This window comes from Klebsiella sp. CB_Kp196 (assembly GCF_040061575.1).
Lineage (GTDB): Bacteria > Pseudomonadota > Gammaproteobacteria > Enterobacterales > Enterobacteriaceae > Klebsiella > Klebsiella michiganensis.
Genome location: NZ_JBEAFH010000082.1, coordinates 70194 through 92405 on the forward strand (window position 1 = coordinate 70194; position 22212 = coordinate 92405).

Annotated in this window: 19 protein-coding genes; 16 read left to right on the forward strand and 3 right to left on the reverse strand. The window is 55.3% G+C overall.

The window, feature by feature from the left end:
• Positions 1–112: 112 nt before the first annotated feature.
• Positions 113–1411 (reverse strand): trigger factor, encoded by a 1299-nt coding sequence (gene tig, locus ABLU87_RS28375; RefSeq protein ID WP_004848255.1) that lies wholly within the window; start codon positions 1409–1411, stop codon positions 113–115.
• 347 nt (positions 1412–1758) lie between these two features.
• On the reverse strand, positions 1759–2076 hold the full coding sequence (gene bolA / locus ABLU87_RS28380) for a transcriptional regulator BolA (protein ID WP_004133447.1): 318 nt from the start codon (positions 2074–2076) through the stop codon (positions 1759–1761).
• 305 nt (positions 2077–2381) lie between these two features.
• On the opposite strand from bolA, the gene ABLU87_RS28385 reads away from it, so the two are divergent.
• From ABLU87_RS28385 to ABLU87_RS28420, 8 genes are all read left to right on the forward strand, one after another.
• Positions 2382–2960 (forward strand): lipoprotein, encoded by a 579-nt coding sequence (locus ABLU87_RS28385; protein ID WP_004848253.1) that lies wholly within the window; start codon positions 2382–2384, stop codon positions 2958–2960.
• Positions 2961–3005: 45 nt separating this feature from the next.
• On the forward strand, positions 3006–4481 hold the full coding sequence (gene ampG / locus ABLU87_RS28390; protein ID WP_025107167.1) for a muropeptide MFS transporter AmpG: 1476 nt from the start codon (positions 3006–3008) through the stop codon (positions 4479–4481).
• Between the two features lie 480 nt (positions 4482–4961).
• Positions 4962–5909: a cytochrome o ubiquinol oxidase subunit II gene (cyoA, locus tag ABLU87_RS28395; protein WP_004848249.1), complete on the forward strand. Its 948-nt coding sequence runs from the start codon at positions 4962–4964 to the stop codon at positions 5907–5909.
• A gap of 19 nt (positions 5910–5928) precedes the next feature.
• Entirely contained in the window at positions 5929–7920 is a 1992-nt protein-coding gene (gene cyoB / locus ABLU87_RS28400; protein ID WP_004848247.1) for a cytochrome o ubiquinol oxidase subunit I, read from the forward strand.
• Entirely contained in the window at positions 7910–8521 is a 612-nt protein-coding gene (locus ABLU87_RS28405; protein ID WP_122117753.1) for a cytochrome o ubiquinol oxidase subunit III, read from the forward strand. Before cyoB ends, ABLU87_RS28405 begins: the two co-directional genes overlap by 11 nt.
• Positions 8521–8850: a cytochrome o ubiquinol oxidase subunit IV gene (locus ABLU87_RS28410; protein WP_004099523.1), complete on the forward strand. Its 330-nt coding sequence runs from the start codon at positions 8521–8523 to the stop codon at positions 8848–8850. The genes ABLU87_RS28405 and ABLU87_RS28410 overlap by 1 nt, the downstream gene beginning before the upstream one ends.
• 11 nt (positions 8851–8861) lie before the next feature.
• The gene (gene cyoE / locus ABLU87_RS28415) at positions 8862–9749 is read left to right on the forward strand and encodes a heme o synthase (protein ID WP_004129778.1); all 888 of its coding nucleotides are present in this window, start codon (positions 8862–8864) and stop codon (positions 9747–9749) included.
• Between the two features lie 1117 nt (positions 9750–10866).
• On the forward strand, positions 10867–11169 hold the full coding sequence (locus ABLU87_RS28420) for a hypothetical protein (protein WP_025107169.1): 303 nt from the start codon (positions 10867–10869) through the stop codon (positions 11167–11169).
• Positions 11170–11271: 102 nt separating this feature from the next.
• Here ABLU87_RS28420 and ABLU87_RS28425 read toward each other — a convergent pair whose 3' ends face one another.
• Positions 11272–12030 (reverse strand): IclR family transcriptional regulator C-terminal domain-containing protein, encoded by a 759-nt coding sequence (locus ABLU87_RS28425; RefSeq protein WP_032748248.1) that lies wholly within the window; start codon positions 12028–12030, stop codon positions 11272–11274.
• A gap of 153 nt (positions 12031–12183) precedes the next feature.
• Here ABLU87_RS28425 and ABLU87_RS28430 point away from each other — a divergent pair, with 153 nt between their 5' ends.
• The 8 genes from ABLU87_RS28430 (at position 12184) to ABLU87_RS28465 (ending at position 22063) form a co-directional block, all read left to right on the forward strand.
• Positions 12184–13005: a hypothetical protein gene (locus ABLU87_RS28430; protein ID WP_032748247.1), complete on the forward strand. Its 822-nt coding sequence runs from the start codon at positions 12184–12186 to the stop codon at positions 13003–13005.
• Positions 13002–14678 (forward strand): FAD-dependent oxidoreductase, encoded by a 1677-nt coding sequence (locus tag ABLU87_RS28435; RefSeq protein WP_025107172.1) that lies wholly within the window; start codon positions 13002–13004, stop codon positions 14676–14678. Before ABLU87_RS28430 ends, ABLU87_RS28435 begins: the two co-directional genes overlap by 4 nt.
• A gap of 13 nt (positions 14679–14691) precedes the next feature.
• Positions 14692–15012 (forward strand): NIPSNAP family protein, encoded by a 321-nt coding sequence (locus tag ABLU87_RS28440; RefSeq protein ID WP_004133454.1) that lies wholly within the window; start codon positions 14692–14694, stop codon positions 15010–15012.
• Between the two features lie 10 nt (positions 15013–15022).
• Complete coding sequence (locus tag ABLU87_RS28445; RefSeq protein ID WP_032748245.1) at positions 15023–16726, forward strand: FAD-dependent oxidoreductase; 1704 nt, start codon at positions 15023–15025, stop codon at positions 16724–16726.
• A 65-nt stretch (positions 16727–16791) separates the two neighbouring features.
• Positions 16792–17610 (forward strand): TIM barrel protein, encoded by an 819-nt coding sequence (locus ABLU87_RS28450; RefSeq protein WP_057173899.1) that lies wholly within the window; start codon positions 16792–16794, stop codon positions 17608–17610.
• Positions 17611–17620: 10 nt separating this feature from the next.
• Complete coding sequence (locus ABLU87_RS28455; RefSeq protein ID WP_122117571.1) at positions 17621–18985, forward strand: aromatic acid/H+ symport family MFS transporter; 1365 nt, start codon at positions 17621–17623, stop codon at positions 18983–18985.
• A gap of 406 nt (positions 18986–19391) precedes the next feature.
• Complete coding sequence (locus tag ABLU87_RS28460; protein WP_004129763.1) at positions 19392–20792, forward strand: MFS transporter; 1401 nt, start codon at positions 19392–19394, stop codon at positions 20790–20792.
• A gap of 92 nt (positions 20793–20884) precedes the next feature.
• Positions 20885–22063 carry a Gfo/Idh/MocA family oxidoreductase gene (locus ABLU87_RS28465; protein WP_122117570.1) on the forward strand — a complete coding sequence of 393 codons (1179 nt, stop codon included), beginning with the start codon at positions 20885–20887 and terminating at the stop codon, positions 22061–22063.
• Positions 22064–22212: the final 149 nt, after the last annotated feature.

The following is a 22212-nucleotide window of genomic DNA, read 5'->3' on the forward strand; positions in this document are numbered from 1 at the left end:
GCTATCACTGAAATCGCCTTTTCGCACTCATCCTAAGGCTATCATTGCAATAAAAAAACCCGCAGCCTTTCGGCAACGGGTTTTTGCTCAAACCTTAAACCTTGGGGCGAAATTACGCCTGTTGGTTCATCAGTTCGCTGAAGGAAGTGGCTTTTTCAGACACTTTAGCTTTCGCCAGCACGGCTTCAACGGCCTGCTCTTCCAGCGCGACGTTGCGCATGTTGTCCATCAGCTCTTTGTTTTTGCTGTAGAACTCAACCACTTCTTTCGGATCTTCGTAAGCGGAAGCCATCTCTTCGATCAGGCCTTTAACGCGATCTTCGTCAGCTTTCAGCTCGTTGGTACGAATCACTTCGCCCAGCAGCAGGCCAACAACAACGCGGCGTTTAGCCTGCTCTTCGAACAGCTCACGCGGCAGCTCCAGAGCCTGTTTCTCGTTACCGCCGAAACGCTGAGCAGCCTGACGACGCAGAACGTCGATTTCGCTGTCGATCAGCGCAGCCGGAACGTCGATATCGTTAGCTTTAACCAGACCTTCGATAGCCTGAGATTTAACGCGGTTACGCACGGCGCCTTTCAGCTCGCGCTCCATGTTTTTACGCACTTCAGCGCGCAGACCGGCTACGGAACCATCTTCAACGCCGAAACGTTTGATGAACTCTTCAGTCAGCTCTGGCAGTTCACGTTCTTCAACTTTCTTCAGGTTGATAACGAACTTGGCCGCTTTACCTTTCAGGTTTTCAGCGTGGTACTCTTCCGGGAAGGTCACGTCGATGGTGAACTCTTCGCCAGCCTTGTGACCTTTGATACCGTCTTCAAAGCCCGGGATCATACGGCCCTGGCCCATCGCCAGTACGAAGTCAGAGGCTTTGCCGCCTTCGAACTCTTCGCCGTCAACGGAACCGGTGAAATCAACGGTAACGCGATCTTCTGCATCAACAGCGCCGTCTTTGTCTTTCCAGTTCGCCTGCTGCTTGCGCAGAGTATCCAGCATGGTGTCAACGTCAGCATCGGTCACTTCAACAACCGGTTTTTCAACTTCGATCGCTTCCAGACCCTGCAGTTCAACTTCCGGATAAACTTCGAACTCTACCGCGTAGGTGAAGTCTTCACCCAGCTTGTATTCGCCCGGAACGTAGTTCGGCGCGCCGGCCGGATTAATTTTTTCTTTGATGATCGCGTCAACGAAGTTACGGCTCATCAGGTCACCCAGCACGTCCTGGCGAACAGATGCGCCATAACGCTGAGCAACAACATTCATCGGCACTTTGCCTTTACGGAAGCCGTCAATGCGAACTTTTTTCGCTACGTTGACCAGCTCGCTTTTGACAGCATTCTCGATGCTGTCAGCGGCGATAGTAATCGTTACACGGCGCCCAAGGCCCTGAGTGGTTTCAACTGAAACTTGCATCTTGTTACCTCAAAAAAATCACAGTGCTCGGTCAACTCTGGAAGCGCGAACAGGTTGCTTCGCAGAACCGGGATGCCCTCTTCAAATCAGAAACACATTCCCTGTCGTCAGAATCATCCCGAAGACATTCATAATAAAAGACGCGGCATTATAGCGGCATCACTTTTGTGAGTCGAGAACGGTTGTCGCCCACTGCTGCGGCTTTTTTCACATTTCCCGAGCAAATTTGCCTGTAAATATGCGTGAATTGCACATTTTTCAGGCAAAACAAAACGGCCCGCAGGCCGTTTTCTCATAAATCTTCACGCAACATACTGGAAAAGCTCCAGCGGTTGCAAATGCGATTTCTACGCGATACTTCCAGCCCCGCGACAAGGAGGAGAAGCAAAGACGGTATCCTGTAGCCCTTCCCACTCTTTGATTGTATAGGTATGCAACGCCAGAGCGTGCACGGTGCTTGATAGTTCCTCAGTCAACGTTCCGTAAATCATACGGTGACGATTAAGAAAACGCTCGCCAAGGAAGCGATCGCTCACCAACACCACTTTAAAATGACTTTCAGAGCCCGCAGGAACGTTGTGGCGATAGCTTTCATCCACGACTTCAAGATACACCGGGTCGAACGCTGCCCTAAGTTTTGCTTCGATCTGTTCACGTATCATCATGAATTTTCTCCTCCGACAACGCTGTATTGCCGCCATTCCCTTTAAATGTTAGCCGCTTTTACCGCTTCCATTGGGCGAAAACAACAAAAAATTAGCATTCCTCTGATATTTTCATGCAAAAGTATCGGCTTTAGTGGTTCGGTGTCCTGAAAGCCCTGCCTGCGTTGCGATAAGAGATGCAGTCAGGACAGAAAACGCACAAGGCGATGAATTTACATGCGTTGCCACTTCCCCTTGCCGTTGGCGATGTTATGATGGCGGGAATTTTCCTCATTACCACTCCACCATGCGTTGAGACCCTGAACATGTTTAAGAAAATTCTTTTTCCTTTGGTCGCGCTGTTTATGCTGGCCGGATGCGCCACTCCGCCGACCACCATTGATGTTTCACCGAAAATCACCCTGCCGCAGCAGGATCCCAGCCTGATGGGCGTGACCGTCAGCATTAACGGCGCCGATCAGCGTCCGGATCAGGCGCTGGCGAAAGTCACCCGCGATAACCAACAGGTTACGCTCACCGCCTCCCGCGACCTGCGCTTCCTGTTGCAGGAAGTGCTCGAGAAACAGATGACCTCGCGTGGCTATATGATTGGCCCGAACGGCGCCGTGGATCTGCAAATCATTGTGAATAAACTGTACGCCGACGTTTCTCAGGGCAACGTGCGTTACAACATTGCGACTAAAGCCGATATTGCGATCGTTGCCACTGCCGCTAACGGCAATAAGATGACGAAAAACTATCGTGCCAGCTACTCTGTTGAAGGCGCCTTCCAGGCCTCGAATAAAAATATCGCCGATGCGGTTAATAGCGTCATGACCGATACCATTAGCGATATGGCGCAGGACACCAGCATTCACGATTTCATCAAGCAAAACGCGCGTTAATTTAAGTCGCAGACCCGGCCTCGCGCCGGGTCTGCACGACATGCCATGTCTAATCATTACTTACGCATTTTCACGCAGCCAAAATCAGCTATCCTGCTGATCCTCGGTTTTGCCTCGGGATTACCGCTCGCCCTCACCTCCGGCACGCTGCAGGCGTGGATGACCGTTGAAAACATCGATCTGAAAACTATCGGTTTTTTCTCGCTCGTCGGCCAGGCCTACGTCTTTAAGTTCCTCTGGTCGCCGGTGATGGACCGCTATACGCCGCCGTTTCTCGGCCGTCGTCGCGGCTGGCTGCTGGCGACCCAGTTTCTGCTCCTTATCGCCATTGCGGCGATGGGTTTCCTTGAACCGTCCACGCAGCTGCGCTGGATGGCAGCGCTGGCGGTGGTCATCGCCTTTTGTTCCGCCTCTCAGGATATCGTATTTGACGCGTGGAAAACTGACGTGCTGGCCGCGGAAGAGCGAGGCACCGGAGCGGCAATCAGCGTGCTGGGCTATCGTCTGGGGATGCTGGTCTCCGGCGGGCTGGCGCTCTGGCTGGCCGATCGCTGGCTGGGTTGGCAGGGGATGTACTGGCTGATGGCCGCGCTGCTGATCCCCTGCATTATCGCCACGCTGCTGGCGCCGGAACCCAGCGACGTTATTCCGGTGCCGAAGACGCTGGAGCAGGCCGTCGCCGCACCGCTACGCGACTTCTTCGGCCGCAATAATGCCTGGCTTATTCTGCTGCTGATCGTCCTTTATAAGCTTGGCGACGCGTTTGCCATGAGCCTGACCACCACGTTCCTGATTCGCGGCGTCGGTTTCGATGCGGGTGAAGTGGGAATGGTGAATAAAACGCTCGGCCTGTTCGCCACGATTATCGGCGCGCTTTACGGCGGCGTGCTCATGCAGCGCCTGACGTTGTTCCGCGCGCTGCTGATTTTCGGCCTGTTGCAGGGGGTATCCAACGCCGGATACTGGCTGCTCTCAATTACCGATAAACACCTTTTCTCCATGGCGACGGCGGTGTTTTTCGAAAATCTGTGCGGCGGGATGGGCACCGCGGCGTTCGTCGCGCTGCTGATGACGCTGTGCAATAAATCGTTTTCAGCCACCCAGTTTGCCCTGCTCTCAGCGCTCTCTGCCGTTGGGCGCGTGTACGTTGGGCCTATCGCCGGCTGGTTTGTTGAAGCCCACGGCTGGCCTACCTTCTATCTCTTTTCCGTCGTCGCCGCGGTGCCGGGGATTTTGCTGCTGTTAATTTGCCGGCGTACGCTGGAACACACTCAGCGCTCAGAAAGCTTTATGCCGCGCACGCGCTTTCCGCAGACCTACGGGCTGGCATTAATTATTCTGGCTGCTGGCTGCCTGATGCTGGCGATTTGGCTGCTGCTGCTGGCGCTCAACGCACTGGATTACACCAACTTCTCCTTCCTTGCCGGCCTGCTTGAGATCGCCGTACTCACCGCCGTCGCGGGTATTTTACTCGGCGCCTTCCTTGACTATCTGGCATTACGTAAAACCGAGCTGATTTAAATCAGCGCAGAAACGTACGTGGACGTTGTAATTACTAAACGTAATTATAACGTCTTATTAACGATTTTATATTCATCGTAGCCGATTTGTTGTTTTGTGCGTTTTAGATTTCTGGAAATTATTGACAATTTTCATGCGAATCTTTAAATAATTTAACCGATTCAGCTTTGCAGGTTTTATTTTCCGCTTTTACGATGTCTTTTATTTGATAATTAATTGTTAATTATTTGTGTTGTTTTGCGGGTAGTTATGCTCATTCTCTTATAAAGCCTTTCGTTCTTATCCCTTTCGTTATCAATCCCGCCTAAATCAAGGTTTGCAAGCGATAATGTCACACTCCGTAACATATGTGACAGGGCAAGCAGAAGCCGCTAACATAGAGCAGACACAGCTCCAACTATGTTTACAGTAATGCAACCTTCCCGTAAAATGCCCGTACACTTTAAGCGCCACCAGATTCCGTGGAATTGAGGTCGTTCAATGAGACTTAGGAAATACAATAAAAGTTTGGGATGGATGTCATTAATCGCAGGCACTGTATTACTCAGTGGTTGTGATTCTGCACTCCTCGACCCAAAAGGACAGATTGGACTGGAGCAACGCTCTCTGATTCTGACGGCCTTCGGCCTGATGATGATCGTCGTTATTCCAGCCGTCTTGATGGCAGTAGGATTTGCCTGGAAGTATCGTGCGAGCAATAAAGATGCGAAGTATAGCCCGAACTGGTCACACTCCAACAAAGTGGAAGCTGTGGTCTGGACGGTTCCTATCCTGATCATCCTGTTCCTGGCCGTTCTGACCTGGAAAACCACTCACGCATTAGAGCCGAGCAAACCGCTTGCTCACGATGAAAAACCTATCACTATCGAAGTCGTTTCGATGGACTGGAAATGGTTCTTCATCTATCCGGAACAAGGTATTGCTACCGTCAACGAAATCGCCTTCCCGGCGAACGTACCGGTACACTTCAAAGTGACCTCCAACTCCGTGATGAACTCGTTCTTTATCCCACGTTTAGGTAGCCAGATTTACGCAATGGCCGGGATGCAGACTCAGCTGCACCTCATCGCGAACGAAGCTGGTACTTACGACGGTATCTCCGCCAGCTATAGCGGCCCGGGCTTCTCAGGAATGAAGTTCAAAGCTATCGCCACGCCGGATCGTGCAACCTTCGATCAGTGGGTAGCGAAAGCCAAACAGTCTGCGAACGCCATGGACTCCATGGAAACGTTCGACAAACTGGCTGCGCCTAGCGAATACAACAAAGTGGAATACTTCTCTAACGTGAAACCAGATTTGTTTAAAGATGTTGTTAACAAATTTATGTCTCACGGTAAGAGCATGGATATGACCCAACCTGAGGGCGAGCACGCAGCGCACGAAGGAATGGAAGGCATGGACATGAGCCACGCGGAAACCGCTCACTAAGGGGCCGAGGAAGAAAACGATGTTCGGAAAACTTACACTGGATGCAGTGCCCTACCATGAACCCATTATTGTGGTTACGGTGGCTGCAATTATCATTGGGGGACTGGCGCTTCTGGCGGCCATCACTTACTTCGGTAAGTGGTCCTACCTTTGGAATGAGTGGCTGACTTCGGTTGACCACAAACGTCTCGGTATCATGTACGTTATCGTAGCAATCGTCATGTTGCTGCGTGGCTTCGCTGACGCCGTTATGATGCGTAGCCAGCAGGTGCTGGCCTCGGCCGGGGAAGCAGGCTTCCTGCCGCCTCACCACTACGATCAGATCTTTACCGCCCACGGCGTTATCATGATCTTCTTCGTAGCGATGCCGTTTGTTATCGGTCTGATGAACCTGGTGGTTCCGCTGCAGATCGGCGCGCGCGACGTTGCCTTCCCATTCCTTAACAACCTGAGCTTCTGGTTCACCGTTGTGGGCGTGATTCTGGTTAACCTCTCTCTGGGCGTCGGTGAATTCGCGCAGACCGGTTGGCTGGCCTATCCGCCGCTCTCGGGAATTGAGTACAGTCCGGGCGTCGGGGTCGATTACTGGATCTGGGCTCTCCAGCTATCCGGTATTGGTACAACGCTCACCGGTATTAACTTCTTCGTAACGATTATCAAGATGCGTGCCCCTGGCATGACCATGTTCAAGATGCCGGTGTTTAGCTGGGCATCTCTGTGCGCCAACATCCTGATTATCGCCTCCTTCCCAATTCTGACCGTCACCGTCGCGCTGCTGACCCTGGACCGCTACCTGGGCACCCATTTCTTTACCAACGATATGGGTGGCAACATGATGATGTACATCAACCTGATTTGGGCCTGGGGTCACCCGGAAGTGTACATTCTGGTTCTGCCGGTATTCGGTGTCTTCTCCGAAATCGCCGCAACCTTCTCACGTAAGCGTCTGTTTGGCTATACCTCGCTGGTATGGGCAACAGTGTGTATTACCGTTCTGTCGTTCATCGTTTGGCTGCACCACTTCTTTACTATGGGTGCGGGCGCGAACGTAAACGCCTTCTTCGGTATTACGACCATGATCATCGCTATCCCGACCGGGGTTAAGATCTTCAACTGGCTGTTTACCATGTACCAGGGCCGTATCGTCTTCAACTCAGCAATGCTGTGGACGATTGGCTTTATCGTGACCTTCTCCGTAGGGGGTATGACCGGCGTACTGCTGGCGGTACCGGGCGCAGACTTCGTGCTGCACAACAGCCTGTTCCTGATCGCGCACTTCCATAACGTCATCATCGGCGGCGTGGTGTTCGGTTGCTTCGCAGGTCTGACCTACTGGTGGCCGAAAGCCTTTGGCTTCACCCTGAACGAAACCTGGGGCAAACGCGCTTTCTGGTTCTGGATCATCGGCTTCTTCGTCGCGTTTATGCCGCTGTACGTACTGGGCTTCATGGGCATGACCCGTCGCCTGAGCCAGCAGATTGACCCGCAGTTCCACCCGATGCTGGTTGTTGCAGCCTGCGGTGCGGCGCTGATCGCTTGCGGTATTCTCTGCCAGCTGATTCAGTTCTACGTGTCTATCCGCGATCGCGAGCAGAACCGTGACCTGACCGGCGACCCTTGGGGCGGCCGTACGCTGGAGTGGGCAACCTCTTCTCCTCCGCCGTTCTACAACTTTGCTATCGTTCCTGTCGTTCACGAGCGTGACGCGTTCTGGGAAATGAAAGAAAAAGGCGACGCGTATAAGAAACCGGCTGGCTATGAAGAGATTCATATGCCGAAAAACAGCGGCGCGGGCATCGTGATTGCTGCTTTCGCAACGGTGTTTGGTTTCGCAATGATCTGGCATATCTGGTGGATGGCGATTGCAAGCTTCGTCGGTATCCTGGTGACCTGGATTATTAAGAGCTTTGACGAGGACGTGGATTACTACGTGCCGGTTGCAGTAGTCGAAAAACTGGAAAATCAGCATTTCGATGAGATTAACAAAGCAGGGCTGAAAAATGGCAACTGATACTCTTGCGCATAACGCCCACGCGCACGAACACGGGCACCATGATACAGGACCGATGAAGGTATTCGGTTTCTGGATCTACCTGATGAGCGACTGCATTATCTTCGCCACTCTGTTCGCTACCTATGCCGTTCTGGTGAACGGCACGGCGGGCGGTCCGACCGGTAAAGATATTTTTGAACTGCCGTTCGTTCTGCTTGAAACCGCGCTGCTGCTGTTCAGCTCCATCACCTACGGCATGGCGGCTATCGCCATGTACAAAAACAACAAGAGCCAGGTGGTTTCCTGGCTGGCGCTGACCTTCCTCTTCGGGGCTGGGTTCATCGCGATGGAACTCTATGAATTCCATCACCTGATTGTTGAAGGTATGGGCCCGGATCGCAGCGGCTTCCTGTCAGCGTTCTTCGCGCTGGTCGGCACCCACGGTCTGCACGTGACCTCTGGTCTGATCTGGATGGCGGTGCTGATGGTTCAGGTTTCTCGTCGCGGCCTGACCAGCACGAACCGCACCCGTATCATGTGCCTGAGCCTGTTCTGGCACTTCCTGGACGTCGTGTGGATCTGCGTGTTCTCTGTTGTTTATCTGATGGGGGCGATGTAATGAGTCATTCTACCGATCATAGCGGCGCTTCTCACGGCAGCGTGAAGAGCTACATGACAGGTTTCATCCTGTCGATCATTCTGACGGTTATCCCGTTTGCAATGGTGATGAGTGGATCTGCATCGCATGCGGCTATTCTGGGAACCATCCTGGTCACTGCGGTTGTGCAGATTGTGGTACACCTCGTGTACTTCCTGCACATGAACAGTAAATCGGACGAAGGTTGGAACCTGACCGCATTTATCTTCACCGTAATCATCATTGCTATCGTAGTTGTCGGCTCCATCTGGATTATGTGGAACCTGAACTACAACATGATGATGCACTAAGAGCGGCGAGTATGTTTAAGCAATACCTGCAAGTAACGAAACCAGGCATTATTTTTGGCAACCTGATCTCCGTGATTGGCGGTTTCCTGCTGGCCTCCAAGGGCCACATCGACTATCCGCTTTTTATCTGGACGCTCCTCGGAGTATCCCTGGTGGTCGCCTCGGGTTGTGTTTTCAACAACTATATCGACCGTGATATCGATCGTAAGATGGAACGGACGAAAAACCGGGTGCTGGTCAAAGGGCTGATCTCGCCAGAAGCTTCGCTGGTATACGCCACCCTGCTGGGTATTGCTGGCTTCATGCTCCTGTGGTTTGGCGCGAATCCCCTGGCCTGCTGGCTGGGGGTGATGGGGTTCGTGGTTTATGTCGGCGTTTACAGCCTGTACATGAAGCGCCACTCCGTCTACGGCACGCTGATTGGTTCTCTCTCCGGCGCTGCGCCGCCGGTGATTGGCTACTGCGCGGTTACCGGTGATTTTGACAGCGGTGCCGCGATTCTGCTGGCGATTTTCAGCCTGTGGCAGATGCCTCACTCTTACGCTATCGCGATTTTCCGCTTCAAGGATTATCAGGCAGCGAACATTCCGGTACTGCCGGTAGTGAAAGGCATTTCGGTAGCGAAAAACCATATCACCGTTTACATCATCGCTTTCGCCGTTGCCACGCTGATGCTCTCCCTGGGCGGCTACGCTGGATATAAATATCTGGTTGTCGCTGCGGCGGTGAGCGTCTGGTGGCTCGGAATGGCGCTGCGCGGTTATAAAGTGGCGGATGATAAAGTCTGGGCGCGTAAGCTGTTCGTCTTTTCCATCGTAGCCATTACCGCGCTGTCGGTGATGATGTCCGTCGACTTTATGGTGCCGGATTCACACAACCTGCTGACCATGGTCAGATAGTGTCTCTCAATGGCGTATCGCACGATACGCCATTACTTATTTCCCCCTGTTAATCTCGCATCGCCGATGGTTGTAAATCATTCTCCCCACCCTATTATTCTGAGATTGTGCCCTCAACCCTCTCAACGCTTTCTCTGCCCCTGGCTAAATTCCGCTTCAGCGTCCTCGATCAAAGACGCCCCCCGTACATGCCTTTCTCCGCTTACTGCCGGAACGCGTTTAGCCATACTGATGCGATAATAGTCACGCAGTACTGCCAATTCGTTTCGACAAATAGCCGCATCAGATTCATCAGCAGCAATTCATTATCCTGCAGCCATCGTTTATTTAGATGAATTAAAATTGGTTTTAACGCTGGTACTGTCAATAAAATGAGCACTATATACCGGCTAATGATTCCGTTGTTTAACGAATCATCGCTAAGCACGGTTTTCCCACTGCGGTCGGCAATGGTATCTTTGAGATATGAATCCCGCCGCCGCGCTACCCCGTACGGCGCCGAGTGGTTTAGCTGCATATATACGGTAAATAAATTTATTGTGCGCAAAATAGTATAAGAGATATATCGCGAAATTTTTGTTTCGTCGAACGCTGACGTCATTCGGGTTAGCAAACCATAGACAGGCTCTCGTTCATTCAGCGGGCTGCGCTTCCTTCATTCCCGGTGGGCGAATGTGAAATCGAAAATTAACATATTAACGTGAGGTATGGTGCCAGGGTGATGTTCTCTTGCCCTCCCCTCCTCCGCACGAACAGGCGGTCTTTTGCCATGAATATTTTTCTCTCCGGTTCATATAGCATCTCTATTGAACAATAGTAAAGTTTTCAATGAAAAAAAAGCTGTCCGTCTTATTTCCGCCTGCAACCACTTTCAGCGCGTTTTTCTTTATAAGGTCCTCATGCAATTTCACATTAAAGCCAGATGTGCCGAATAAAAAATTCATACTCATGGCTTACGCCGTTATCTCTGAAGAAAACTTCATTTTATTAAATTTGTATGAAATTGAATATTTCACATATTAATACTCTGGATTAACATAATTTAAGAGTGTTAGTATTTCTTCCGTGGGTAAGAGACCCACTAATAAAAATTAATCAAACTTAACAAGGAATACCAATGAAAGAATTAACTATTGGCGAAATGGAATCTATTTCTGGTGGTTTTAATGTGTTCGGCAGCATTGCTAACAGCATTTCCAGCATTATTAATAATACAGCAAGCCATCTGAGCGATTTTATTACCTCCGCAGGTGCTACCATCGCCAATGCCATCGTTAACGATACCATTGCGTTCGGTGATTACCTGAGCGGCACATCTACGTGGCAGGATTTCGTTGCCTCAAGCAACGAAAACTGGAGCAATTCTGTGCACGACCTGTCGGGCGAGTGGAACACTTTCACTAACAGCGTCACCGCCTAATATCGGTTCGTCATTCTCAGGGCAGGATTCTTCCTGCCCTTTTTTTTGCCTACCGTAAGCTCTCTCGGCACGAGGATGAGTGAATCGTCTGCGCCTTTGGTTTTAACCCACCAGCATCGCCTGAGCGCTATAGAGCAAATCCAGATGATCGCGGCATAGTGCCTCAATCGAGGTTCTTGACTGATGGCTGGTTAAACTCAGCGCTCCCCAGTAGAGCCCTTCCCGATCTGACAGCGGCACGGCCAGGACCAGCATGCCAATTTCAAACTCCTGCTCAATCGCGGCGTATCCCTGGCGACGAACCTGAGCGATCTTTTCCATTAACGCCGCCACGTCCGTCACCGTATAGGGCGTACGCTGCTCGCGGCGGATCCGCTGCAAAACGGTTTCACACTCGGTTTCCGCTAAGGAAGCCAGCCATAGTCGCCCTCCGGCGGTACAGTAAATCGGCACTCTCTCCCCCAGACGCACTGAAGTCGAGTTAAACGGCGTGTGTTTACTGCGGGCGATATACACCAGCTCGTCATCATCTATCACGCCGACCGAAGCGTGCTCTTCCGTCCGACTGGCGATGTACTCCACGATCGGTCGTACCATGCGTGGGAACTGCGCCGAATCGACATACGCCTGCCCCAACCTTAACGCTTTAGGCGTTAGCCAGTAATGACGTCCGTCGGTTTGCAGATAGCGCTCGTGCAGCAGGGTAAGGAAAAAGCGCCGCGCGGCGCTTTGCGTCAGGCCGCTCATTTTCGCCGCCTGCGGCACGGTGAGCCGGGGGAACTCTTTTGAAAATAGCTGGATCAGCGCCAGCCCTTTTTGCAGGCCGACGATCAGATCGCGGGTATGAATCTGGTTTTGCATACTTGTTCACACTTTCGCAACAATACAATCAGTTTAGCGCGATTATCGCAGTGGTAGTGCGATTAACAACCAGTATGGCCGAATTCTGCGTTGTCGCTCTCAGCTTCCGCTGAAATACTTTCACAACATTCATTTAACAAGATGAGGTTTGAAATGGTCAGTGGATTCACTCAGGTCGTCGCCGTCATCGGCCACCCGATTACCCAGGTTAAGTCGCCGGAGAATTTCAACCGCTTCTTTGCTGACCAGCAGTTGGACAGCGTGATGATCCCGGTTGATATCGCCCCCGAAGCCGTTGCTGACTTTCTGCAGGCCCTGCGCGGCTGGCACAACATGAGCGGCGTCCTGGTCACCGTTCCGCACAAACAGCGGGCCGCCGCCCTGGTCGACGAGTTAACCCCGCGAGCTCAGCACCTCAATGCCATTAACGTCATCCGTAAGCTGGCCGATGGCCGTTTACAGGGTGATATGCTAGACGGCGTCGGTTTTCAGCTTGCCGCAGAGGCGCACGGCTTTAGCGCCGCCGGTAAAAAGGGGCTGCTCTCCGGCTGCGGCGGTGTGGGCAGCGCTATCGCGTGGGGGCTTTGCGAAGCGGGTATCCGCCAGCTGGCCCTTTATGATCAGAATCCCGCCACCCTTCAGCTGCTGCATAACCGGCTGGCCACCCATTTTCCGCACGTTCATCTCGTCGACCTGCCCGCTACGCTTGCCGGCCTGGATTTGCTGGTGAATGGTTCCCCGGCGGGAATGGCCGGTTTCGAGCCGTTGCCGCTGCCGCAGACGCTGCTGGAAACCCTTCCGCTATCCACGCATGTCGCCGACGTGGTGACCGCCCCGATCATCACCCCGCTCCTCGCCTTCGCCCGGGATCGCGGCTGCGCGATCCAGACCGGGCCGGAGATGGCGCTGGCGCAGATGAAACTGATGGGGCAATTCATCGGCGCCATCGCGCAGGAACAAGGAGCGGCGGCATGAAAAGCTGGGATGTCATCGTTATCGGCAGCGGCGCCGCAGGTTTTGCCGCGGCGGTGACCGCCAGCTGTAAGGGACTGTCGGTGCTGATGCTGGAAAAAGCCCCGCAGTTTGGCGGCACCTCCGCCATTTCCGGCGGCGCGGTGTGGATCCACGATAGCGATCAGGCGCGGAAAATGGCCGTGGGCGGCAGCCCGCAGGCCATCGAAACCTATCTGCGGACGATTATCGGTGAGCCTCATTATCGTCAGGATCTGGTGGATGCCTTTATCGCTTCAGGGCGCGAGGCGCTGGCATTTCTTGAAAAAGAGGGCGCGGTGAAATATAGCCTGCGCCCGCTCTCTCCGGATTATTACCCGGATGAGCCCGGCGCCGTCGATGTCGGGCGGGCGCTCGAGGTGGTGGAGTTTGACGGACGGGAACTGGGTGCGCATTTTCGCGACCTCCGTTCTCCCCCACCGGGAATGCTGCTGTTTGGCGGGATGATGGTTAACCGGGTTGATATCCAGCACTTTCTCGATATGCGCCGCTCCCCGCGCTCGTTCGCGCACTGCAGCAGACTGCTGCTGCGCTTCGGTCGCGATCGCCTGCGGTACCCTCGCGGTACCCGCCTGGCGATGGGCAACGCGCTGATCGCCCGCATGGCGACGCTCGCCTTTCGCAAAGGTATGCAGCTCAGGCTCAACGTCAACGTGCTTTCGCTGAGCGAACGCAATGGCGAGGTGACCGGCGTAGAAATTGAGCACGAGGGACAAAAGCAGGCCCTTGAAGCCCGCTGCGGGGTGGTACTGGCGGCGGGTGGTTTTGCCGCAGGCAGGCTGGCTGAACGCTATCGCCCCCAGACCCGCGAGCACTACACCATGTCCCCCGCCGCCAACGACGGCGCCGCGCTGCGCCTTGCCGCCGCGGTCAATGCCCGGGAAGGGGCTGACCTGCCGTCTAACTTTTTCTGGGCGCCGGTCTCGGTTTTACAGCATCCCGACGGCACGCAAGAGCGCTTCCCTCATCTGGTCACCGATCGCGCCAAACCTGGAGTGATTGCCGTCAACCAGCGCGCGGTGCGCTTCGTGAACGAATCTAACTCTTATCACCACTTCGCCAGCGCCATGCAAAGCCGGGCAGAAAATGCGCCCTGCTTTCTGATTTGCGACGCCCTGGCCATGAAGCGCTACGGCCTCGGCCTGGCGCGCCCTGCCCCGGTCAATAATGACGCGCTGGTGAAAGCGGGCTATCTGCATAAGGCCGATACGCTGCCTGAACTGGCGCAGCGGCTCGGCCTGGATCCGCAGACGCTCGCTGACACGGTGGCTCGCTACAACCGCGACGCCGCTCAGGGCCTCGACCCGGCGTTCACCAAAGGCGGCAACAGCTATAACCGCGCGATGGGCGACCCCGGCCACCGGCCAAACGCCTGTAACGCTCCGCTGACCCGCGCGCCGTTTTATGCCGTCACCCTCTATACCGGCGATCTCGGTACCTCGCGCGGCCTGGTCACTACCGCCGATGCTCAGGTCATTAACCAGCACGGTGAACCGATTAAAGGCCTCTATGCCGTGGGTAATGATATGGATTCGATGATGGCCGGAACCTACCCCGGCCCAGGTATTACGCTCGGCCCGGCGCTCACCTTCGGCTATCTCTCAGCCAGCCATATGGCGCAACAACACGCACTATAAACAGGAGAAAATCATGATCTATGAAAAACGCACCTACACCATCAATCCGCTGAAAATGGCCGACTGGCTGGCGCTGTACAAAAGCGATGCTTACGCCGTGCAAACCGAGCACCTCGGTAAGCTCATCGGCTTCTTTTTTACCGAAATTGGCGTGGTCAATCAGGTGGTGCATATCTGGGCCTATGAAAGTCTGGACGATCGCCTGGCGCGTCGGGCGCGCATGGCGCAGGACGAACGCTGGCTGACGTTCTCGCGCAAAAACCGCGAGCTGGCCGCCGTCGAGCGTCTGGAGTCGGTGCTTCTGCGCCCCACTGATTTTTCACCACTGCAATAAGGAGAGGGTCATGAGCGGGCAGATGAACGTGGATGTTCTGGTCGTCGGCTCCGGCGCGGCGGGGCTCTCTGCCGCCGTCACCGCCGCGCTCGGCGGCGCCAGCGTACTGGTTGCGGAGAAAGAGTCGGTCATTGGCGGCACCAGCGCCTGGTCCGGCGGCTGGCTGTGGATCCCGCGTAACCCGCTGGCTCGTGAAGAAGGGATTGAAGAAGAGCCGGGCGCGCCGCTCGCTTATTTACGCCATGAAATGGACGGTGAGCCTGCCGATGCGCGTCTGCTTGCCTTCTTACAGTACGGACCGGAGATGATCGACTTTTTCCGCCGCCGTACCGCCGTGCAGTTTCTTTCCGGCAGCAAAATGCCCGATTTTCACGCTTCACCGGGCGCTGCGCTGGGCGGCCGCTCGGTCACGGCGCAGCCTTTTGACGGACGGCTGCTGGGCGACTGGCTGCATCGCCTGCGGCCTCCGCTGGAGACCATCAGCCTTGCGGGTATGGGCATTGCCGGCGGCACGGACATGGCGCACTTTTTCAACGCGACCCGCTCACCGGGCTCGGCGCTGTATGCGACCCGCCGCCTGCTGCGTCACGGCTGGCAGCGGCTACGCGCCGGTCGCGGACAGCATCTGGTTAACGGCAACGCGCTGGTCGCCCGCCTGCTGCGTTCGGCGCTGGATGCGGGGGTTAATTTTCAGCTTAACGCGCCGGTAGAACGTCTGCTTGCCGACAACAACGGCGTTGCAGGCGCGATATTACGCAGCGACGGCGGCGCGCTGAAGGTTCGCGCCGGCGCGGTGATCCTCGCCTGCGGAGGCTTTCCTCACGATAGGCAGCGTCTGGCCGAAAATGTGCCGCACGCCGCCAGCGGCTACGGCCACTTCTCCGCCGCGCCCCCGGGCAATCAGGGGGATGGCATTCGGCTCGGCGAAGCGGTCGGCGGCCAGTTTGATACCTCACTCAGGCACGCCATGGCCTGGGCGCCGGTGTCGCGCGTTACCCTCGCCAGCGGACTGCAGTTGCCGTTCCCGCATCTGGTTGAGCGCGCCAAGCCCGGCTTTATTGCCGTGTTGCCCAACGGTAAACGCTTCACCAATGAAGCCGACTCTTATCATGATTTTATTGCCGCGCTGCTGGACGCGACGCCGCCGGGCGAAACGCCGCAGGCGTGGCTAATTGCCGACGGCCGTGCGCTGCGGCGCTACGGATTGGGCCATGCTCGCCCCTTCCCGTTTACCCCCGAGGCCTGGCGACGGACCGGCTATCTGTACGTCGGTGAGACGCCGGAAGCGCTGGCGAAAACATGCGCCATCAATCCGCAGCAGCTAACGGAAACGATCGCCCGGTTTAACGGCTTTGTAGACCAGGGAGAGGATAAGGATTTTCAGCGCGGCGCCTCGGCCTATAACCGCGCGCAGGGTGACGCCAGCCGCTCGCCCCACCCCACGCTCGGGAAACTCAGCCATGGGCCTTTTTATGCGGTACGTATATTGCCCGGCTCGCTGGGTTCCTTCAGTGGACTAATCACCGATGAAAATGCCCGTGTTCTCAACGCGCAGCGGCAGCCGATCCAGGGGCTTTTCGCCATCGGCAACGATATGTCGAGCGTGATGCGGGGATTCTATCCCAGCGGCGGTATCACGCTGGGTCCGGCCATGACTTTTGGCTATCTGGTCGGAAAAAACCTGGCAGAAAATCTCAATAAAACAACGCAGTAAAAGCATTCCACCAGGGACGGCAATACGCATAACAACAATCACCTGCAACTGTACTGGAGTCCTTTATGAACATGCGAACCCTCTCACTCGCCGCGCTTACCCTCCTCGACGTTCCGCCGCCGGAACAGGTACGCATTGCGGCCCAGGCCGGATTCACCCACGTTGGTCTGCGCCTGCTTCCCGCAACCCCGTCAGATCCGGATTACGACATGCTCGGCGACACCGCCGCCGTACGCGATACCCTGGCGGCGCTGATGGAAACCGGCGTTCGCGTTTCGGACGTTGAGATCGTCCGCCTGACGCCCGATTTTTCAGTGGACGCTCGTTTGCAGCTTTTTCTTACTACCGCCGCGCGCCTTGGCGCAAAGCAGGTTTTAGTGGCAGGAAACGATGATAACCGCGCGCGCAGCGCGGGAAATCTCGCCCGGCTTGCCGAAGCCGGCCAGGAGCATGGATTAACCATGAACCTGGAGCCCATGCCCTGGACCCACCTGCGCACCATTGCCGAAGCCCGGGCGCTCATCACCGCCAGCGGCCGCAGCGATATCGGTATTTTGATTGACGCTATTCACTTCTGGCGGGCCGGCGAATCCCTGTCCACGATCGCGGCGCTACCGCAAAATTGCCTCAACTATATGCAGCTTTGCGATGCCTCACCGCAACCACCCGCTGACGAGCAGGAGCTGATTTACCAGGCCCGCGCCGCGCGCCAGGTCCCCGGCGAAGGCGGACTCGACCTGCACGGTCTGATGGCGGCGCTTCCGGCCACGCTGCCGGTATCCATCGAGGTCCCGCTAAGCGGCGATCGGGGTGCGCTGCCGCCGCTCGCTCGCGCTCAGCTGCTGTTTAACGCCGCGCAGTCCTACCTGCGCCCTTGCGCATAAGGAGAGTCCCATGACACAGACTCAACGCCTGGACGTCAGGGAGTTAATCAACGCCAATCCGCTAAGCCGCTTTCAGAAGCTGGTGGTGTTTTTAGGCTTCTGCGTTATCGCGCTGGACGGCTTTGATATCGCCATCATGGGATTTATCGCCCCGACGCTGAAGCAGGAATGGGGAGTAAGCAATCACCAACTCGGTTTTGTCATCAGCGCCGCGCTGATAGGCCTGGCGCTGGGGGCCATTTTCTCCGGGCCGCTCGCCGACTGGCTGGGACGGAAAAAAATTATCATTAATAGCGTCTTCTTCTTCGGCTTCTGGACCATCGCCACCGCCCTTTCACAAAATATTGAGCAGATGATGGTTTTCCGCTTCCTGACCGGGCTGGGATTAGGCGCCGCCATGCCGAATATCGGCACCCTGGTGTCAGAGTATGCGCCGGAGCGCCAGCGCTCGTTCCTGATTACGATTATTTTTTGCGGCTTCACCTTTGGCGCGGCGGCGGGCGGTTTCTCCGCATCCTGGCTAATCCCGCAGTTTGGCTGGCACTCGCTGATGCTGCTTGGCGGGATCCTCCCGCTGCTGTTCGCTCCGGTCCTGATCTGGCTGTTACCGGAATCGGTGCGTTTTCTGGTCGTTAAGCGCGCGCCTGCCGAACGTATTCGGCGGATTATGCAACGCCTCTATCCGGGACAAATCCCCGATGAGGCCGAGTTCAGCCTCCCGGCCCAGCCCGTCCAGGCAAATGCCATGCGCATCGTTCTCTCCCGCCAGTATCGCTTCGGTTCGATGATGCTCTGGCTGGTTTACTTTATGGGGCTTTTTTTGGTTTACCTCCTCGGCAGCTGGCTACCGACGCTGGTAAAAGAGGTGGGCTTAACGGTCGGCCAGGCGGCGGTAATGACCGCAATGTACCAGGCTGGGGGAACCCTTGGCTCGCTGTTTGCGGGCTGGCTAATGGACCGGATCAACCCACATCGGGCGCTCGGGCTGATTTACGCGGTTGGCGGCCTGTTTACGATGGCGATGGGCTATGCCGCGGCAAGCTTTGCGCTCATCTGCCTGCTGGCGTTTATCAGCGGAGCCTGCTTAAACGGCGCCAATACCGGCATGAACGCGCTCTCCGCCCGCTACTATCCTACCGAAGCACGGGCTACCGGCTCCAGCTGGATGCACGGCGTTGGCCGCATGGGCGCGATCCTGAGCGCCTTTGCCGGGGCGGAGATGCTGGCGCTGAATATCAGCTTCGAAAGCGTTTTCCTGATCCTTGGCATTCCCGCCGCGATAACCGTCGCCGGGCTGGCGGCCAAAGGTATTTTCGCGGCTGGCCCGACGACAAGAGCCACCGCGTCAACCGCGCCCGTCACAAGTACCTTTTAAACGTTGACGCTAAGGCAGGCGTGTTTCAAAAACACGCCTGCCAAAAAAGAAAAATTAATTTCATTTAAATGAGCAATGAAAAATAAAAATGCCATGCAGTATCGATTCACTTCACAAAATCACAGCGCAAAATCATTAAATCCATACAATAAACAAATCAAATATCGTTCAGAAAAACACTTAATAACCTTATCAATCAGAATGGCTTGATAGCTGTAGCCAAAAAATTTACGGCTCAATCTTTACGGTTTTTCGATCCGCCTCGCATATACAGAAATTAAATTCCAAACAAACATTGAAATGAAATAAATATTTCCTTATGTTCTGGCTGATATTCAGGATAAGGTCGTGCCGGTGGAACTGGCGCAGAGGTCCTGACTTGTCCTTCCAGACAAAGGAATTGACCATGAGTGAACAGCAGATTCTTCTCTCTCCCGCGGCAGCACGCGGCGATAAGCTAAGCTGGGCTACCCGAATCGCTTACGGCGGCGGCGATACCGCCTGTAACGTCGTTTTCGGCATGATCGGCACGGTTTTAACCCTGTTTTATACCGACTATGTCGGCATCAGCATCGCCACCGTTGGCCTGGTGATGCTGATCTCACGTCTGTTTGACGGCGTTTCCGATGTCATCATGGGCCTGATGGTGGAACGCACGAACTCTCGCTGGGGTAAATCACGCCCCTGGCTGCTGTGGATGAGCGTACCCTACGCCGTATCGGCAATTTTACTGTTCACCGTCCCGCAGACCACCGGCACGCTGCAGTTTCTCTATCTGCTGGTCGCCTATAACTTCTGCACCACCGTGTGCTATACCGCCATCAACCTCCCCTACGGCAGCCTCTCTGCGATGATGACCCGCGCCTCATGGGAAAGGGATATGCTTAGCATCACCCGAATGTCGATGTCGCCTTTTGGTCGTATTCTCGCCGTTGCCTGCACTTTGCCGCTGGTGAAGTACTTTGGCGACGATCAGGCCGCGTGGATCAAAACCATGTCTATTTGGGCTTTTCTGGCGCTGCTGTTGCTGCTGTTTTGCTTTTATAAATGCGAAGAGAAGGTGGTCATCAAAGCGCGAGAAAAACAGGGAAACGTACCGGTAAAAACCCAGCTTTCCGCGCTTTTTCGTAACCAGTACTTCTGGGCCAGCGCCATCCTGTGGACCGCGCAAAGCGTGTACTACACCGTGGTAGGGATCGCGCTGCCTTACTACTGCCGCTACGTGCTCGGCGACGATACCTTCTATAGCTCCATTTTCGTTGCCGAAACCGCCTGCATTATTATTTTCACCTTCCTGAGCTCCGTGCCCATCCGCAAATACGGTAAACGCAACGTTGCCCTCTGCGGCATCGTGCTGGCGACCATCGGCCAGGTGCTGTTTATGTTTAACTCTGATGATTACCACTGGGCGCTGGCAAACGCGATTATTCGCGGTATTGGCTTCGCCCCGCTGAACGCCGTGCTGTTCGGATTCTGCGGCGATGCCGTCGAATTCGGCCAGTGGAAAACGCGCGTCAGACAGGAAGGGATGATCTTCTCCGCCGGTTCCGTTGGGACGAAACTCGGCGCAGGTATTGCCGCCGCGGTTATCTCCGGCCTGCTGAGCATGGCGGGTTACGTCAGCTCCAGCAGCGGCTCCGGCGTTCAGCCGCAAAGCGCTATCGACATGATTAACCACGTTTATCTCTACGGCTCTTTCTTCCTGTGGATCGTGGTCATTATCACCCTGCTGTTTTATCGCCTGGATAAGCAATACCCGCAGATCATGCATGACCTGAAAGAACGCGAAGCCCGTGGCGAGATGTAAAACCTTAGAACCAGGCCCGCGCTCGGCGAGCGCGGGTACACAGAAGAACATCTGAAATCCGTAGGATCTCTATCATTGAGGAGTGCACCATCATGTTAAACGGCATGAAACCCTTATCCCGCTCCCTGCGCTGGGGCATGGTCGGCGGCGGCGGCACCAGCCAGATTGGCTACAGCCACCGCTGTGCGGCGCTTCGCGACAACGTCTTTACTCTGCTCGCCGGCGCGCTTGATATCGATGCCGAGCGCGGTCGTCAATTCGGCGAGCAGCTCGGCATCGCTCCTGAACGCTGCTACGCCGATTACCAAACGCTGTTCGCGGAGGAGGCCAAACGCCCTGACGGCATTGAAGCCGTATCGGTCACTACGCCGAACAATACTCACTTCGCTATCACTAAAGCGGCGCTTGAAGCCGGGCTGCACGTTATTTGCGAAAAACCGCTGTGCTTTACCGCCGACGAAGCGCGCGAGCTGCTGGCGCTAAGCAAAAAGCAGAATAAAATTATCGGCGTCACGTACGGCTATGCCGGGCACCAGATGATCCAGCAGGCGCGACAGATGATAGCGGAAGGGATGCTCGGCGAGATCCGCATTATTAATATGCAGTTCGCCCACGGTTTTCATAATGAAGCCGTTGAGCTACAGGCTGAATCCACCCGCTGGCGGGTAACGCCCAAATATGCCGGCCCTAGCTATGTGCTGGGGGATCTGGCGACCCATCCGCTATTTATTGCCGAGACGATGGTGCCGAACCTGAACATCACCCGCCTGATGTGCGCGCGTCAAAGCTTCGTCAAATCTCGCGCGCCGCTGGAAGATAACGCCTTTGTGCTGATGGAATATAACAACGGCGCCGTTGGCTCACTGTGGACCAGCGCGGTCAACAGCGGCGCGATGCACTCGCAAAAAGTCCGCGTCATTGGCGAAAAAGCCAGCATCGAATGGTGGGATGAGCGTCCAAATCAGCTCAGCTATGAGGTACAGGGCGAACCGGCCCGCGTCCTCGAGCGCGGGATGCCCTATCTCAGCCAGCAGGCGCTGGCGGACGACCGCATTGGCGGCGGTCACCCTGAAGGGCTGTTCGAGGCGTGGGCCAACCTCTATCGCCGCTACGCTATCGCCATCGACGCGATAGATCGCGGGGACCAGGCGTTCCTGGAGACCTTCTGGTATCCGGACGTCGAAGCCGGTCTTCACGGCGTTTACTGGGTTGAGCAGTGCGTCAAATCCGCCGACGCAGGCGGCCAGTGGGTTGACTTTAACTGCCAATAACCGCTGAACACCAGTGGAGGCCCCTCCACTGGTTTTTTCTTTCTACCGTACTCACCTCATCATGCAACACAGTCGTAATATCTGTTAAACAAACATTTATTTACGCTTCTGTTTCCCCCCACTACACTATGCGCAGTTTTTATATTGAG

What these genes read in the sequence shown, in the direction of transcription:
- cyoB (WP_004848247.1), top strand. Translation starts at nt 5,929, where the DNA reads ATGTTCGGAAAACTTACACTGGATGCAGTGCCCTACCATGAACCCATT.
- ABLU87_RS28425 (WP_032748248.1), bottom strand. Translation starts at nt 12,030, where the DNA reads ATGCAAAACCAGATTCATACCCGCGATCTGATCGTCGGCCTGCAAAAA.
- ABLU87_RS28405 (WP_122117753.1), top strand. Translation starts at nt 7,910, where the DNA reads ATGGCAACTGATACTCTTGCGCATAACGCCCACGCGCACGAACACGGG.
- ampG (WP_025107167.1), top strand. Translation starts at nt 3,006, where the DNA reads ATGTCTAATCATTACTTACGCATTTTCACGCAGCCAAAATCAGCTATC.
- ABLU87_RS28455 (WP_122117571.1), top strand. Translation starts at nt 17,621, where the DNA reads ATGACACAGACTCAACGCCTGGACGTCAGGGAGTTAATCAACGCCAAT.
- ABLU87_RS28430 (WP_032748247.1), top strand. Translation starts at nt 12,184, where the DNA reads ATGGTCAGTGGATTCACTCAGGTCGTCGCCGTCATCGGCCACCCGATT.
- bolA (WP_004133447.1), bottom strand. Translation starts at nt 2,076, where the DNA reads ATGATGATACGTGAACAGATCGAAGCAAAACTTAGGGCAGCGTTCGAC.
- ABLU87_RS28410 (WP_004099523.1), top strand. Translation starts at nt 8,521, where the DNA reads ATGAGTCATTCTACCGATCATAGCGGCGCTTCTCACGGCAGCGTGAAG.
- ABLU87_RS28385 (WP_004848253.1), top strand. Translation starts at nt 2,382, where the DNA reads ATGTTTAAGAAAATTCTTTTTCCTTTGGTCGCGCTGTTTATGCTGGCC.
- tig (WP_004848255.1), bottom strand. Translation starts at nt 1,411, where the DNA reads ATGCAAGTTTCAGTTGAAACCACTCAGGGCCTTGGGCGCCGTGTAACG.
- ABLU87_RS28445 (WP_032748245.1), top strand. Translation starts at nt 15,023, where the DNA reads ATGAGCGGGCAGATGAACGTGGATGTTCTGGTCGTCGGCTCCGGCGCG.
- ABLU87_RS28450 (WP_057173899.1), top strand. Translation starts at nt 16,792, where the DNA reads ATGAACATGCGAACCCTCTCACTCGCCGCGCTTACCCTCCTCGACGTT.
- ABLU87_RS28440 (WP_004133454.1), top strand. Translation starts at nt 14,692, where the DNA reads ATGATCTATGAAAAACGCACCTACACCATCAATCCGCTGAAAATGGCC.
- cyoE (WP_004129778.1), top strand. Translation starts at nt 8,862, where the DNA reads ATGTTTAAGCAATACCTGCAAGTAACGAAACCAGGCATTATTTTTGGC.
- cyoA (WP_004848249.1), top strand. Translation starts at nt 4,962, where the DNA reads ATGAGACTTAGGAAATACAATAAAAGTTTGGGATGGATGTCATTAATC.
- ABLU87_RS28435 (WP_025107172.1), top strand. Translation starts at nt 13,002, where the DNA reads ATGAAAAGCTGGGATGTCATCGTTATCGGCAGCGGCGCCGCAGGTTTT.
- ABLU87_RS28465 (WP_122117570.1), top strand. Translation starts at nt 20,885, where the DNA reads ATGTTAAACGGCATGAAACCCTTATCCCGCTCCCTGCGCTGGGGCATG.
- ABLU87_RS28460 (WP_004129763.1), top strand. Translation starts at nt 19,392, where the DNA reads ATGAGTGAACAGCAGATTCTTCTCTCTCCCGCGGCAGCACGCGGCGAT.
- ABLU87_RS28420 (WP_025107169.1), top strand. Translation starts at nt 10,867, where the DNA reads ATGAAAGAATTAACTATTGGCGAAATGGAATCTATTTCTGGTGGTTTT.